This is a genomic window from Idiomarina ramblicola (genome assembly GCF_003987255.1).
GTDB lineage: Bacteria > Pseudomonadota > Gammaproteobacteria > Enterobacterales > Alteromonadaceae > Idiomarina > Idiomarina ramblicola.
The window spans coordinates 148,164-164,105 of record NZ_PIQC01000003.1 but is presented as its reverse complement, the minus strand read 5'-3'; the positions used below and the strand labels follow the sequence as shown (position 1 = coordinate 164,105).

The window sequence follows — 15,942 nt, the reverse complement described above, 5'->3', positions numbered from 1 at the left end:
TTTAGTTGAACTGCTCCAGTGCCTTCGATATTTGTTGTACGCGCTTTTGTTTTAGAGTGTAGCGATGCATGACCGCCGCGACAAGCAATGAAGCTAATGCGGGTAATAAAGTGAATGCAATGAGTATTCCTTGTTGCGCTTCTGGGGTCTGCGGTTGGCCGGGAATGTAATTGTAAAAAGCCAGCCACCAACCGCCAATTGCGCCACCTAAGGCCAAACCAAATTTTATGAAGAAGACTACCGAAGAATAGACTAAGCCGGTTGCTCTAATGCCGGTTTTCCAGTACCCATAGTCAACCACGTCGGCCATTTTAGCCCAAAGCATGGGGGTGCCCATTTGCAGGAAAAAGCCCCAGAAAAAGTAAAGCACAAAGGCCAGTATGAGTTGCTCAGGTTCTACCCAGTAGGCGGCAATGCAGACCGCGGCTGAAATAATCTGTACCGTGATATAAGCGTTCACCTTATCGATGTATCGACAGATGAACTGCGCTAAACCGCAGCCGATAATGTTACCGACCATACCAATGCTGACAAACAGCGTAATCAAGTCCTCTTGCATTAAATAGTATTTAACGTAATAGACAGCCAGGGTATTTTTCAGTGCAATGCCGGTTAACACCAGCGCCGCCGCAACACAAAGGCGCCGCCACTGTTCGTTTTCCCATAATGTTCTGGCGGCACGTTTTAGTGACAGGTGTTGTTGTTTGGGTGGGTGTAAACGCTCTTTAGTGCCGTAAAAACAAACCACAAATAAAACCATGCCCAGTACACTTAAAGCGGCAATAGTGAGCTGGTAGCCCTGCACGGGGTCACCGTTGCCGAAAGCCTTGACCAGAGGCAGTGTGCAGGTGGTGACTAAAAGTCCGCCAAACATGCCCAGCACAAACCGGTAGGATTGTACTGAAACGCGTTCGCCGGGCATTTTCGTCAGTACACCGCCTAACGCCGAGTAAGGGATATTAATGGCGGTATAGGCCAGCATTAACAAGGCATAAGTGGCGTACGCGTAAATGAGTTTACCCGAAGCGGAAAAGTCCGGTGTAGTGAAGGCGAGTACGCTGAAGATGGCGAAGGGTAACGCCATCCAGATTAAATAGGGCCGAAACTGGCCATGACGGGACCGTGTTTTATCGGTTATCAGCCCCATCATCGGGTCCGTCACGGCATCGAGCAGTCTGACCACTAAGAACATGGTGCCGACGGCGGCTGCGGAAAGACCAAAAATGTCAGTATAAAAAAAAGCCAGAAACAACATAACCGTCTGGAAAATGATGTTACTGGCGGTATCGCCTAAGCCATAGGCAACTTTTTCGGTGCGGCTTAGCATATGTCCTCCACAGCATGATGCTGTGATTGTCTATTCAAGAACACCTGCTGTAAAGCTTTTGCGCTGTTTTTTAGCGTCCGTTTTTGTGTTTCATAATCAACATGAACGATACCAAAGCGCTGCGTATAGCCTTCGGCCCATTCAAAATTATCCATGAGACTCCAGGCAAAATAGCCGCGAATGGCAACACCGGCCTCAATCGAATTGTGGACCGCGAGTAAATGCTGCTGAAAGTAGTCGACTCGTCGTTCTCTGCCATGCCGTTCTCGGTAATGTAAATAGGCGGCAAATTAGGAAACTGCTTTTTTAACCTGACCAAAATGTCGGTCAGCCCTTCCGGGAAAATGACCCAGCCCATGGTGGTGAGGTTGTCTCCGGTTGCCGGAACGTCACTAAACCAGCCGTTATCGGTGGCCCGGAAAACGGTTTTGGTGTAGTAGTTGACCCCTAGATAGTCGATGGGCTGCGCGATAATGGCCATATCATCGGCTTCAATCTGGGGGCGGTCATTTGGGTCAAGTTGATCCATCAGCGTTGGGTAGTCACCATTTAACAGAGGCTGCAGATACCAAAGGTTGTGGTATTGGTGGGCACGCTCAGCTGCTGCCATGTCGTGACTTGAGTTGGACACCGGGTGGCAGGGGCTAAAATTCAGGACAATACCATGCTCGGCCGACGGTGCCGCCTGGCGCAACTTTGGCAGCGCCAATCCGTGCGCTAATAACAAGTGGTGCGCGGCCTGACGCCCTTGTTTACGACGAGACGAGCCTTGCTGCGGTCCCGGCGCATGAATACCGGCTTCATAGGCGAGGTAAGCGCTGCAAAACGGTTCATTAATGGTGGCGTAGCTACTGACGTGGTCGCCCAGCGCACGTGCCACAATGTCGGCGTATTCAGCGAAACGGTAGGCGGTTTCGCGGTTGAGCCAGCCGCCGTTGTCTTCAAGATATTGTGGTAAGTCCCAGTGATACAAAGTGACATGCGAATCAATTTGCTTTTTTGCTAAGGCCTCAACCAAATCAACATAGAATTGAAGACCCTCTTGATTGACGCTTCCGTCGGCGTTTATGACGCGCCCCCAGGCAATGGAAAAGCGATAGGCATCAACGTTTAATGACGCAATAAGCTCAACATCTTGCTGCCAGCGGTTAATATGATCACAAGCAATATCACCGTTGCTGTCGTCTTTAATGGTGTTGGGTTGGCGACAGAAGGTATCCCAGATACTGGGTTCTCTGCCCTGGCTGTCACCTTCAATTTGGAATGACGAGGTGGCAACGCCAAAAATGAAATTAGGTGACTTTAAAAAGGTTTTCTCGGGTAACGTTATCGTTGTCATAAGTATCCGCTGTATCGGCAGGTTTTCATTGCCATTCAATTAAATTATGCTATACATGAAAGCGCTTACATAATATTAGATGGTGTTGATGCCATCGTCAAAAAAATAAAGCAAGAGGGATTTATGACGACACCGCAGACTTCAGCGCTGCATGGCAGTGGAGGGGAGCCAAACTATCGGTTCGCACTGACTGCTCTGACATCGCTATTTTTTATTTGGGGCTTTATAACTTGTCTCAATGACATTCTAATTCCATACCTTCGACTGCTGTTTGACTTGAATTACGCGCAGTCGATGTTGATTCAATTCTGCTTCTTTGGTGCTTACTTTATTATCTCTGTTCCGGCAGGGCTGATGGTGGGTAAGATTGGCTACAAATCGGGGATTGTTACCGGGTTGATGATTGCCGGGGCGGGTTGTTTGTTGTTTTATCCGGCGGCGCAGCTGGAAGTTTACGCCCTATTTTTGTTGGCTCTGTTTATTCTGGCGTCGGGTGTGACCATTTTGCAGGTTGCCGCAAACCCTTACGTCAGCCGGTTAGGGCCTGAAGAAACCTCCTCCAGCCGCCTGACCATGACCCAGGCGTTTAACTCGTTAGGCACCACTGTCGCGCCATTTTTTGGCGCCTGGCTTATCTTTGGTGGGGTGGCCGATCCTGAAGTATCGGGAGTATCAAAAGATACCGTTTCGTTACCGTACTTTATTCTGGCGGCAACCCTGGTGGTTATGGCGTTGGTGTTCATTAAGCTCAAACTGCCGGATATGGGCAAAGTTGATCAGTCGGCACCGCTACCAACGCAAGGTGGCGCCTGGGGACAAAAACACTTAGTGCTGGGTGCCCTGGGTATCTTTGTGTATGTGGGCGCCGAAGTGGGTATTGGCAGTTTTCTGGCCATTTATTTATCGATGCCGGAAATTAGCGACATGAGCACATCACAAGCGTCGCACTATATTTCCTGGTACTTTGGTGGTGCCATGGTGGGACGCTTTATCGGCGCTGCGGTTATGCAGAAATTTGCGGGTAATAAAGTCTTAATGTTTAACGCCAGCCTTGCGGTTATTTTGGTGGCGACCACCATGCTGAGCTCCGGCGCTCTGGCCATGTGGTCCATATTGTTTGTCGGGTTATGTAACTCCATTATGTTTCCAACCATATTCAGTCTGGCTTTGCGAGGGCTTAAAGAAAGTACCGGGCAGGGCTCGGGCATTTTATGTCTGGCCATTGTTGGTGGTGCCTTTATTCCCTTATTACAGGGAACGTTAGCTGACGCTATTGGCGTTCAGGGCGCCTTTATCTTACCCCTGCTTTGTTATGTTTATATTGGCTATTACGGCTTTAGCGGCTACCGGCCGCGTGCGTTTAAACGAGCTGAACAACCGTCGGAGGCATCATCACAATGACATTATTCAAAGGGTTACTGGCAGCGCTTCCGGTTGCCGTTCTTACGGCGTGTTCAGGCTCTGAAGCCGAAACAAAACAGCAAACCGTGTGGCCAAAACTGGACTTACCGGTGGTGCAAGAGGCGGGTATGGAAGCCCGAATTGATGCGTTAATTAACAAGATGACGCTGCAACAAAAAGTGGCGCAAATGATTCAGCCGGAAATACGTGATATTACCGTTGAAGATATGCGCCGCTATGGCTTTGGCTCTTACCTGAACGGCGGCGGTGCCTTCCCGAATAACGATAAGTACGCCACCCCGGAGGACTGGATTGCGCTGGCTGAGTCCATGTACCAGGCCTCGGTGGACGACAGCGTCGATGGCATTAATATTCCCACCATGTGGGGAACGGATGCGGTACATGGTCATAATAATGTGCTGGGCGCGACCATATTTCCGCACAATATTGGTCTGGGTGCGGCTAACAATCCTCAGTTGATAGAAGACATTGCTGAAGTTACTGCCACCGAGGTGATGGTAACTGGCATAGACTGGGTTTTTGCGCCTACCGTGGCTGTTGCCCGGGATGTGCGCTGGGGAAGAACTTACGAAAGTTATTCTGAAGACCCGGCTATTGTCAGAGACTATTCAGCGGCTATTGTCCGTGGCCTGCAAGGCAACGTCGACGACAACTTTTTGTCGGAACGCAATGTGATCAGTACGGTAAAACACTTTATTGGTGACGGCGGCACCACAGACGGGATTGATCAGGGCAACGCTGAAGTTTCTGAGCAAGAGCTGTTTGATATTCATGCCCAGGGGTATGTCGGCGGGTTACAAGCGGGTGCGCAAACCGTTATGGCCAGTTTTAACCGCTGGAATGGAAAGAAGATTCACGGCAGCCGTTACCTGTTAACGGATGTACTGAAAGATAAAATGGGTTTCGACGGCTTTGTGGTTGGCGACTGGAATGGCCATGGTCAAATTGAAGGGTGCACGAATGCTGATTGCCCTCAGGCAGCCAATGCCGGTCTGGACGTTTACATGGTGCCGACCGACGCCTGGAAACCTTTGTATGAAAACGTCATAGCGCAAGTGAAAGACGGGACCATTTCTCAGCAACGAATAGACGATGCGGTACGACGTATTCTGCGAGTTAAGATGCGCGCCGGGCTGTTTGAAAAGCCGTCTCCGGCGAACCGACCGCTGTCGGGTAAAACCGAACTGATTGGCGCTGAGGAACACAGAGAAGTGGCTCGTCAGGCGGTTCGCGAGTCTTTGGTTCTATTAAAAAATAATGACCAGTTGCTGCCGCTGGCGCCTAATCAACGGGTTCTGGTTGCCGGACCGGCGGCTGATAATATCGGCCAGCAATCCGGCGGCTGGACGATTAGCTGGCAGGGCACCGGTAACAGCAATGAGGACTTTCCCGGCGGACACTCAATATATGATGGTATTGCCGGGGCGGTAACCGCAGCCGGAGGTCAGATTGAACTGGCTGTGGATGGGGAATACCAGCAACAACCCGACGTGGCGGTGGTCGTTTACGGTGAGACACCGTATGCCGAAGGTAACGGCGATATTGATAATGTGGACTATCAGCGCGGTAATGCGACGGATCTTGCCTTGCTTGAGAAACTGAAGGAGCAGGGCATACCGGTGGTTTCTGTCTTTATTAGTGGCCGCCCCATGTACGTAAACCCTGAACTGAATGCGTCTGATGCGTTTGTGGCCGCCTGGCTTCCGGGCAGCGAAGGTCACGGCGTGGCGGATGTGCTTATTGCCGACGAGAATGGCGAACCTCGTTATCAAATGACCGGGCAGTTGCCTTTCTCATGGCCCGCTACGCCGCAACAAGGTCGTTTAAACGGTGATGAAGCACCGTATCAGCCATTGTTTGAGCTGGGTTATGGCTTACGTTTTGGTGAGGTGAAGGAACTGTCTGATGATTTACCGACCGACTATGCGGCGGCCGAAGGGGTCAGTGATGTGGTGATTTTTGAACGGGCACCTCAGTCACCCTGGAAGCTGCAGCTTGGCAATCAACGTCAGACCGCTGCGGTGACGAGCAGCATTCAGTCTATTGACGCACTGGTCACTGAAACCTTTGATGATCAGGTACAAGAGGACGCCCGGTTGTTTAAATTTAGCGGCGGTGAGTCGGCCTACTTTACCTTTGTCAGCGCGTTTCCACGCGATTTACGGGCGTTTTCAACGGAGCAGGGGGTGTTATCTTTAACACTGAAAGCTGATGACGCAGTGAATGGCAACATCAATCTGGCGATGAACTGCGGAGCGCAAAACTGTCAGGTGAATGAAGCTATCGATTCCTACATTGAGGCGGGAGCCGAGCAGTGGACCACCCTGAACTTTTCTGTGCAATGCCTGGAAGATTCAGGGCTTGATTTGGCTAAAGTGGGCGAGGTATTGCGCATGAGCAGTGCCCAGTCGAACACGGTACGGATTAATGATGCCCGGTTAACCTTAGTGGATGATATGGACTCTATTATTTGCCTGAAGTAATAGACAAATAAGCCACAAAAAAAGGCCAGCGTTGAAAAACGCTGGCCTTTTTCTTTGCTTGGCAGCTCAGCTCCAGGGGGGCACTGTAACTGCCATCTTGCCTTGCTCCTAGAAGGTGTAACGAGCACCTAACGCGTAGCGTGGACCGTACTGGCGAGCAAACAGGAACTGCTCTTCGTAACGACCGTAGCCTTCTTCGGTTTCGTTATTCAGGTTAATGCCTTCAAAGAATACCGTTAGCTTTTCAGTTACATCGTAGTTCACGCTGAGGTCCCATTGACCGAACGAACGCGCATATTGTGGCGGTGCATCAGACGTTCCCTGCGACTGCCCTACGCCAATAAGGTAACTGTCACGCCATGCGTACGAGGCACGTACCGACCAGCCGTGTTTTTCATAAAACAACTGCAAGTTGGCTGAGTCGCTCAGGCCGACCAGTGGAGACTGCTGCTCCAGACTGTCGGTATCAAAGCTGACATCGCCGTCAACAACCGTCGCGTTTGCTGCCACACCGAAACCGGACTCGCCAAACAGATGCTGAGCTGCGATTTCAAAACCATCAACGGTTTTCTCGTCGCTGTTGCTTGGTTGGCTGATGTCCCAGACAATTAACGGGTCATCAGAGTTTGGCTCGATGGCTCCGTTTTCATTACCGTGACCGTTTGCCAGCATTTGCTCGAAGATTGCGGTTGAAGTGGCTTGTTCGCCACGCGCTTCAACATCGGCAATGGCTTGCTGATAACGAGGGCCTTGATAAATATCACGGAGCCCTTCGATGGTGGTTTCAGTGATGGTGTTCTGAATGAAGTTATCCACCTTCTTACTGAAGTAGCCTACTGACGCGTAGCTGCCCTCGCCATAGTAGTACTCTAATGAAAGGTCGACGTTCATTGATTCAAATGGCAACAGGTTCGGGTTACCGCTACTGCCGCTGCGGGCTCCCGGTTTAGGACTGCCGCTTAAACTACGACCGCCTGCCAGGTTGCCTAATGGCGCGCGGGCGATGGTTTTACCGGTAGAGAAGCGACCGACCAGATCCTCGGTCAGGTCCACTTTGACATCCAGCATGGGCAAGAATACGTCGTGTTCACCGGTCTGGTTAAGGAGGCTTTGACCGTCGCCTTCGTACTGCATGATCCACTCAGACGCACTGGTCCAGTTAACCTGCTGTTCGACGCGCTGGCGCACCATACTGGTGACATCGGTCTGCTCGTAACGAACGCCGAAGTTTACTTGTGTAAAGAAGCCAGCCAGGTCAAATTCCCACTCCGACTGGATAAAGACGGCATCAGTGGTTTCGTTTAAGCCCGTTTGCCCGTCCAGTGAACCAGGTGGTAATCCGACAACAAAGCCGTTCTCACCGTCGGTGATGAAGTTGGCCTGACGAGCCAGCGCTTCCTCAATGTCGTAGGTGTAATAGTAGTTCTGAGCCAGGTCAGTACCGCCGCCGGCAAACTCATCCAGGAAGCCTTCGGTGGTGTGGTAATCAAACATACCGTCCGGGAAGATGTGCGTGTAGCTTGGGTTAAAACCTTCGCCACCGACCAGGCCACTCCAGTAGCTGAGGCCTTCCATGTCTTGATCGGTGCGGCTTAACCCACCTTTAATCGACACCAGCGGAATACGCCAGGCTGAGTTGTACCAGGTTGCCTGCACTTGATACTGCTTGATGTTGGTTTCGCCCGGGTTGCGTAAAAACTGACTGAAGTTGGAGTCAATTTCGCCCGGTGCTAACTCATTGGTGCCGTTATTCCACAGAATGCTCGCTTGTGGAATTTCACCATTGCGATAGTCGTAGATCTTGGTCTGTAACTGATCCGAACCAAGAATGATCTGGCCGGTTGAATTAATGCCTTTGTCGGCGCCGTTATCGATTTTGTTACTAGAGTCGTGTAAGTCTACCCAGAGGTGTAAGTCGGGTGTGAGATCCCAGCTTAAGTTCAGGCCAATTGAGTCGGCTTCTGTTTCGGTAGTATCCCAGTTTGCTGTAAACGAGGAGTCGTTACCGGCAATGTCTGCGTACACAGCGGTTCCGTTTTCATCCAGAATATAAGAGTTAATGTTGCCACCGAACTCATTCCAGATACCCCAGCCATAACCAACGCGACCGGAGGTGCGGCGCGAACCGGTGTAGTCAGCGGTAAATGTCATGGTATCGGTTGGCGCAAACTGCAGTGTTAACTGGCCGTTGGTGCGCTCATTCTGAACGTCGGTAAAGCCGTAGTTCATATCCTTCGGGAAGAAGTTATTACCGATGCGCTCACCGTCTTCGCCGATAGCGCGCGGGTCGGTGAACTCACCTTCTTCCAGGTCGGGCAGGTCAACGTTGGCATGCCAGCCCTGAATATTGGCGTACTGCTGTTGAAAGTCACGACGCTGCTGCGAAAGTGACAGCGCGACGCCGAACATATCATCAGCAAAGGTATCGCTATAAATCGCAGCCAGCTCGGGAGTAACCGAGTCGCCGGTATCGACCGAGCTGTCGTGCATGGCTTTACCCATGACCACAAATTGTCCTTCCGATTGCTGGAACGGGCGCGTGGTTACGATATTAACGGTCGCACCCAAACCGCCGCTGGGCATAGCTGCGCGAGACGTCTTATACACTTCCAGGGCGGTCACGTTTTCAGAAGACAGTGCTTCCATGTTGTAGGAACGAGTGTACCCGGTGGACGGCATTTGCCGTCCGTTCAGGGTTACCAGGTTAAACTCGGGACCAAAACCGCGCACGGTAATTTGGCTGCCTTCGCCGTCGTTACGACTGATTGAAACGCCGGTAATACGTTGCAGTGACTCAGCCAGGTTGGTGTCCGGGAATTTACCCATTTCTTCGGCTGAAATGCCGTCAACAACGCCAGATGACTGGCGTTTGAATGCGGTAGAACGTGACAGACTGCCGCGAATACCCTGAACACTGATGACTTCCATTGCGTTTTCTTCACGCTCTTGAAGTTGCTGTTCAGTCTGTGTGCCGTCTGTGGGCTCTGCTGTTTGCTCTTGTGCGTAAGTCGAAAAAACAAGACCGGCACTCAGTACGACTGAGACTGCTGCCGCTACAGGGCTTTTGCTAAACATCATTGGTTTGTTCATATTCTTATCCATTTCTGTTTGGTCGTACTGTTAGAAGTTTTCAATGCTCAGGTTGTCTACCTGGTAGACGGCCCCGGATGATTGACCCCAGGTCGGGAAGATCATGATGACTTTGATGTCACTGATATCCAGACCTGCATCGAATAACGACTGCAGTGTAAAGTTGTAACGCTGCCACTCGCCGGCTACCGGTTGTTCGTCGTAATTACCACTGGCCAGAGATACTTCTGCATACACTGAAGCATCACTTGATTCGACTTTAACCAGCCATTCTGCATCGGCTCCCTGGGGTTGATCGATGACACGCATATCAAAGCCGATAGCGCCGTTAGCAAGCAGAGCAGAGGCGTCGAAGGATACATCTTCGTTGGCCTGGAAGCCAAGCACGGTTTCGGGAGAGCCTAAAATTTCGAACTGAGCGACGTTGCCATAGGGCTCGTCGACTTCTACCACCTGTGGCTCCGAACCAGCGCAGCAGTCCATGAGTGACCAGTCTGCGTTTACGTCATCCGCAAAAATAGTAATTTCTTCCGCGCCGGCGCTTGGATCGTAAATGCGTGCTTCATCAACACGGAATACCGCGCCGTCGCCTGTATCCCAAGCCGGATAGATCATCACGACATCAATGGCGGACAGATCCAGATCCGCGTCCATTAAGTTCTGTAAGCTGAAAGTGTAGGTCTGCCATTCGCCAACAACTGGTTCCGGACCGCCTGTCGACAAATCAACTTCGACTTCGGTTTCTGCGCCATTCGATTCGACCTTGAACTTCCAAACTGAATCGGGATCATTCGGGTTAGAAACTACCTTCATATCAAACTGAACAACGCCTTCAACCATGAGTGCCGATGCGTCAAATTGGATACCAGAGTCTTCAGCCGGTTTAAAACCGACAACCGTCGGCGTGGCGCCAATTTCAAATTCGCCGACCACACCGCGCTCTTCATCAACGACTTCCTGTGGTGTGGTGCCGCCACAACAGTCCCATAATGGCCAGTCCGGGTTTTGTTCATCGCCGAACAAGACCAACTCTGGTGCTTCAGCATCGGGTGAGGTGACTTCGACGTTAGTGAGTAAATACTCCGCGCCGGCACCAAGACCCCAGGCAGGAAATACCATGAAAGCATCCAGAGCGGAAGGTTCCAGCTTCGCATCAACAAGCTGTTGAAGCGGGTAGGTATAGGTTTGCCATTCGCCAACGGTGGGTGAAACACCTTCTGTGCTGTCAGTTAAAGGTAACTCTGCATAGGTTGCGTTGTTGTCACTTTCAAACTTGAAGAGCCAGGTTGCTGAAGAGTCGCTGGGAGGCGAGACTAACTTCATATCAAAGCTGACACTGCCGTTCTCAATCATACCCGTCGCATCAAAAGGTTGCGGCTCACCTTCTTCATCGGTGATAAATTCTTTGCGTGAGACAAATCCGTTAACGGTGGGTTCGTCATTCACTACGAATTTATAGACCTGTCCTTTTTCTTCGTCGTCAATGAGTTCTGGTGTTGAACCGCCACAGCAATCCCATGCAGGCCAGTTTGGGTTAGGCGTACCATCGAAAATGGTCAGATTCTCAACGGTTGTAGATGGCGGCGTGGGGATAGGGGCTTCACCCGTCACCAGGCTTTCTTCGTCATCGTAACCGGCTCTGAGGGTCTCACAGCCTTTGCCTGTGTCGGGGTTCTGGTTGCATTGATAGACTTTGATGTAATCAACTTCGAGTGTTTGCCCTTCAGTGAAAGCGCTTTCATCAATGCCTGTGTTGTTGGTGTTTTCCGGCCAGTCACCGCCCACGGCTAAGTTCATAATCAAGTGAAAACTTTGATCATAGGGTGCGGGTCCGTAGTCAACAACGAGCTCTCCGCTGGACTGGTCGTAATATTCAGTGAACCAGCCTTGATGATTTAAACCAATGGCTTCGCCCTTGCTGTTGAAACGAATCTGCGAGTCGCGTTGAGTTTGGTATAAATACCCATCGACATACCAACGAATTTCGCCTTCTTGCCATTCAATAGCATAGGTATGGAAGTCGTCGGCAGGATTGGCTTCGCCAGGTAATTGATAGGCTTTACCTGAGGAAGAGTTGTTCGGCCAGTCGCGTCCATAATGAAGGGTGCCATGAACGTTATTTTCAATATTACCTTCTTCATCAGTGGTTTTCAGGTTAACGGCTTCGACAATGTCAATTTCGCCTGACTTCGGCCAGCCGCCATAAACGGAGTCGGTGGGCATCATCCAAACCGCCGGCCAGGAGCCTTGTCCCTCTGGCAGTTTGGCGCGAACTTCAACACGACCGTAGGTGAAGTCACCCTTATTTTTACTGTTGAGACGTGCCGAGGTGTACGGAAGGCTGCCGGTGTCATCTTCGCCCGCGGGCATAGCGACAATTTTCAGTGTGCCGTCAGATACAAAGGCGTTATCGGCGGAGTCTGTGTAACATTGTTGTTCATTATTGCCGCCCCCTTCGCAGTTGATCGCAAAATTCCATTTGTTTTCATCGATATCACTACCGTCAAACTCATCTTGCCAGACGAGTTCCCAGTCGCTAACCGGTTCGGTTGTATCTACTTGGCTGTAATCGGTGTTGGTTTCAACACTGTCACCACCACAACCGGCTAACCCGAGCGCAATGAATGCAACTGCGAGCGGGTGTCTTTTAATTGTTGTAAGGTTCATAATTGAGTTCCTGGTTTATCATTCTTGTTGTTCTGCTGCTTTTATAAATGTAAGCGCTTTCACAAAATAGAACAAGAAATTAACATCGTCAATGTGACTCGGCAAGATCCTGTTTATTTTTTGTGACAAATGTTTTCGAAACGGCATTCATTAGCGCCATCGTGTTATCCAGCATTCGGTTGCTGAAGCCCCATTCGTTGTCATACCAGGCCATCACTTTAACCAAGCGACCATTAACCCGAGTTTGCCGTGAATCAAAAATACTTGAGTGTGAATTGTGATTGTAGTCACTTGAGACCAATGGCAGTTTATTTACCGTCAGTACACCCTGTAAGTGGGGGAGGTCAGCGGCATTCTGAATAATCTGATTCACTTCATTAACGGAGGTGTCGCGGCCGGCAATAAAGTTCAGATCAACCAGCGACACATTGGGCGTTGGCACGCGCACGGCTAAACCATCAAACAGCCCTTGTAATTCCGGTATGACTAAACCCACGGCAGCTGCAGCTCCTGTTTTTGACGGGATCATTGACTGCGCAGCGGCGCGGGCACGTTGCAAGTCAGTATGATAGGAGTCGGTGAGACGCTGATCGTTGGTGTAAGCATGAACGGTGGTCATCAGCCCCGATTCAATGCCGAGCGCATCGTGCAATGGTTTGGCGATGGGCGCGAGACAGTTGGTGGTACAGGACGCATTGGAAATAACGCTCATGTCTGCGGTTAGGGTTTGATGATTCACACCGTACACCACCGTGGCGTCAACGCCTTTTCCCGGCGCAGAGATAATGACTTTACGGGCACCGGCGGTGAGGTGTTTTTCGGCATCCTCACGTTGAGTAAATAACCCGGTACACTCTAAGACCACATCGGTACCGAGCTGACCCCAGGGAAGCTGGGTTGGGTCGCGCTCGGAATAAACCTGGATGGTATCGTTGCCGACATGAATGGCTGACTCGCTGCTACTGACGTCTTTGGCGAACCGGCCGTGAACGGTATCAAATTGCAATAAGTGAGCGAGTACTTCAGGTTGCCCCAGGTCGTTAATGGCGACCACTTCGAGTTCGTTATCTAACGACCGTTCGTATAGGGCTCTGACAATGTTTTTACCAATACGGCCAAAGCCGTTTATCGCTATTCTGATTGGCATGATGACTCCTTTTATGATGATGAATCAGGGGACTTTTGAAAACGTGACCCCTTCAATCCTTCTTTGACCCGGGCCAGTTTCTCGCGAAACTGAGGGCCTCGTTTTAATGTGTAACCAGCAATAATGGCGTCGATTAAGACCAGCTGTGCTATACGCGACGCCATGGGCATATACTGATCGGTATCTTCGGGAACATTGGAACTAACGACAATTCTGCAAAAGTCAGATAACGGGCTGTCCAATGCGGTAACGCCAATAACGCAGGCACCGTTTTCATGAGCAATTTCTGCTATTTCGCACAGGGCTTTGGTGCGTCCGGTATGACTGATACAAAATAAGACATCGTTCGGTTCGCTGTTAATTGCCCACATTCGCTGAACCAACAGGTCATCGGAAAAGGAAGAAGGGGTGTCGAACCGGGCAAATTTATTCTGTGCATCGTGAGCGACAGAAGCCGATGCACCAAAGCCGAAAAAGGCGATTTTGCGGGCATTAACTAAGGCGTCCACCGCGCTGGAAATAGGGCGACTGTCAAGCGACTGCCTCGCAATACTCAGTGCACTGAGGGTTGAATCGAATATTTTTTGGGTCAGCTCGTCAACGTTATCGCTTTCTTCAATATGGCGGTTCACAAAGGGCGTGCCCTTGGCTAAGTTCTGTGCCAGCTGCAGTTTAAAGTCCGGGTAGCCTTTGCAGCCTAAACGGCGACAAAACCGGTTAACGGTCGGTTCGCTGACATTAGCGAGCGAGGCAAGACTGGCAATACTTCGGTGTATTGCCGTTTCCGGGTCGTGCAACACCAATTCCGCCACTTTGCGTTCCGATTTACTCAATTGCTGTTGTTCAGCTGAAATTCTTTGTATCAAATCCATCGATTGACCAACTCATCGCGTTTTGTAATTTAATTACATTTAAAATGTTATATTGACAAAGCTTTTGCAATTAAACTAGCCTAAATGTAGTAAAGTTACATAATCAAGTGTTATTTTCATCGAGGCAGCTATGACTGAGCGTCCAAAAAATTGTGATTTCGTGTTGTTTGGTGTGTTGGGAGATCTCTCTCGCCGCAAATTACTGCCTGCGTTATATCAGCTTGATAAAAGCGGTCTGTTAAGCAGTGGCACACGAATAATAGGTACTGCACGAAACGATTTAACCGCCAGTGAGGCGCTGGAACGTGTAGAGAAAACACTGCGTGAATTTGTCGCTAAAGGCGATTTAGACGATAATTTATTGGATCGTTTTTGTAAGCGCTTTCATTATGTTCCGATGGATTTCAGTGAGCTGTCGAGCTATGCCAGCTTAAAAGAAACGTTGCAGGCGGAGCAGACGGCCATTTTTTATCTTGCGACACCGCCGTCAATGTACGCCACTATCTGTTCAGGGCTGGAACAACAAGGGCTGGCGAAACAGCCGGCACGGGTTATTCTGGAAAAACCGATAGGACATAACTTAGGTTCTTCACAGGAAATCAACCAGGCGGTTGCCCGGTATTTTGATGAAAACCAAGTTTATCGTATTGATCATTACCTGGGTAAAGAAACGGTACTGAACCTATTGGCACTGCGCTTTGCCAATGCGTTGTTTTCTTCAAACTGGGATAACAACGCCATAGACCATATACAGATTACTGCCGCAGAACAGGTGGGTGTCGAAGGCCGCTGGGGTTATTACGATGACGCCGGTCAATTGCGCGACATGGTCCAGAATCATTTGTTGCAGGTGCTGTCATTGATTGCAATGGAGCCGCCATCGAGGCTGGACGCTGAGAGTATCCGTGAAGAAAAGCTAAAAGTATTAAAAGCGCTGCGTCCTATTGATGAGTCCAACTGTCAGGAAGTGACGGTGCGGGGGCAATACCAGGCCGGCTTTGTCGCTGACCAGCGGGTTCCCGGTTATCTGGATGAGGACGGCGCGAGAAATAACAGTCAGACCGAAACCTTTGTCGGACTCAAAGTGAATATCGATAACTGGCGCTGGTCCGGCGTGCCATTTTATTTGCGTACCGGCAAGCGAATGCCTGAAAAGCGCAGTGAAGTGGTTATTACTTTTAAAAAGCAGTTACACAATATTTTTAATGATACGACGACTGAACTGCCGCCCAATAAGCTGGTGATTCGCTTACAACCCGACGAGGGTGTGGAAGTGCAGATATTGAATAAAATTCCCGGGCTGGGTGAGCGGATGCATTTAAAAGCGACCAATCTGGATCTCAGTTTTAACGAAACCTTTGAGAAAAAACGAATTGCTGACGCCTATGAACGCTTGTTGCTCGAAGCGATGCAGGGTAATCAATACCTGTTTGTTCATCGGGACGAAGTGGAATACGCCTGGCGCTGGATAGACAGCATTGTGGCCGCCTGGGACAACAACGAGCAACCGCCGAAAGCTTACCAGGCGGGTACCTGGGGCCCGGTTGGTTCAGTGTCGTTATTGGCGCAAGACGGAAGACAGTGGGACGAATAAA

8 protein-coding genes and 1 pseudogene are annotated in these 15,942 nt (G+C 50.4%); 3 read left to right on the top strand and 6 right to left on the bottom strand.

What is annotated here, in order from left to right:
* Nucleotide 1 precedes the first annotated feature (1 nt).
* Entirely contained in the window at nt 2–1,327 is a 1,326-nt protein-coding gene (locus CWI78_RS04225; protein WP_126780572.1) for a glycoside-pentoside-hexuronide (GPH):cation symporter, read from the bottom strand.
* Nucleotides 1,321–2,666: pseudogene (locus tag CWI78_RS04220) on the bottom strand (GH1 family beta-glucosidase). The gene CWI78_RS04225 and the pseudogene CWI78_RS04220 overlap by 7 nt, the downstream one beginning before the upstream one ends.
* 123 nt (nt 2,667–2,789) lie before the next feature.
* On the opposite strand from CWI78_RS04220, the gene CWI78_RS04215 reads away from it, so the two are divergent.
* The gene (locus CWI78_RS04215; protein ID WP_126780570.1) at nt 2,790–4,067 is read left to right on the top strand and encodes a sugar MFS transporter; all 1,278 of its coding nucleotides are present in this window, start codon (nt 2,790–2,792) and stop codon (nt 4,065–4,067) included.
* Entirely contained in the window at nt 4,064–6,571 is a 2,508-nt protein-coding gene (locus CWI78_RS04210; RefSeq protein WP_126780568.1) for a glycoside hydrolase family 3 protein, read from the top strand. The genes CWI78_RS04215 and CWI78_RS04210 overlap by 4 nt, the downstream gene beginning before the upstream one ends.
* Before the next feature lie 108 nt (nt 6,572–6,679).
* On the opposite strand, the gene CWI78_RS04205 is transcribed toward CWI78_RS04210, so the two are convergent.
* The 4 genes from CWI78_RS04205 to hexR all read right to left on the bottom strand — a co-directional run bounded on the left by CWI78_RS04205 (nt 6,680) and on the right by hexR (nt 14,347).
* Entirely contained in the window at nt 6,680–9,661 is a 2,982-nt protein-coding gene (locus CWI78_RS04205; RefSeq protein WP_126780566.1) for a TonB-dependent receptor, read from the bottom strand.
* Nucleotides 9,662–9,691: 30 nt separating this feature from the next.
* Complete coding sequence (locus CWI78_RS04200; RefSeq protein WP_126780565.1) at nt 9,692–12,328, bottom strand: glycoside hydrolase family 16 protein; 2,637 nt, start codon at nt 12,326–12,328, stop codon at nt 9,692–9,694.
* 88 nt (nt 12,329–12,416) lie between these two features.
* Complete coding sequence (gap, locus tag CWI78_RS04195; RefSeq protein WP_126780564.1) at nt 12,417–13,475, bottom strand: type I glyceraldehyde-3-phosphate dehydrogenase; 1,059 nt, start codon at nt 13,473–13,475, stop codon at nt 12,417–12,419.
* Between the two features lie 11 nt (nt 13,476–13,486).
* Complete coding sequence (gene hexR, locus CWI78_RS04190; RefSeq protein WP_126780562.1) at nt 13,487–14,347, bottom strand: transcriptional regulator HexR; 861 nt, start codon at nt 14,345–14,347, stop codon at nt 13,487–13,489.
* A 130-nt stretch (nt 14,348–14,477) separates the two neighbouring features.
* Between hexR and zwf the strand changes: the two genes are divergently transcribed.
* Nucleotides 14,478–15,941, top strand: a complete 1,464-nt coding sequence (gene zwf, locus CWI78_RS04185; protein ID WP_126780560.1) for a glucose-6-phosphate dehydrogenase — start codon at nt 14,478–14,480, stop codon at nt 15,939–15,941.
* Nucleotide 15,942 lies beyond the last annotated feature (1 nt).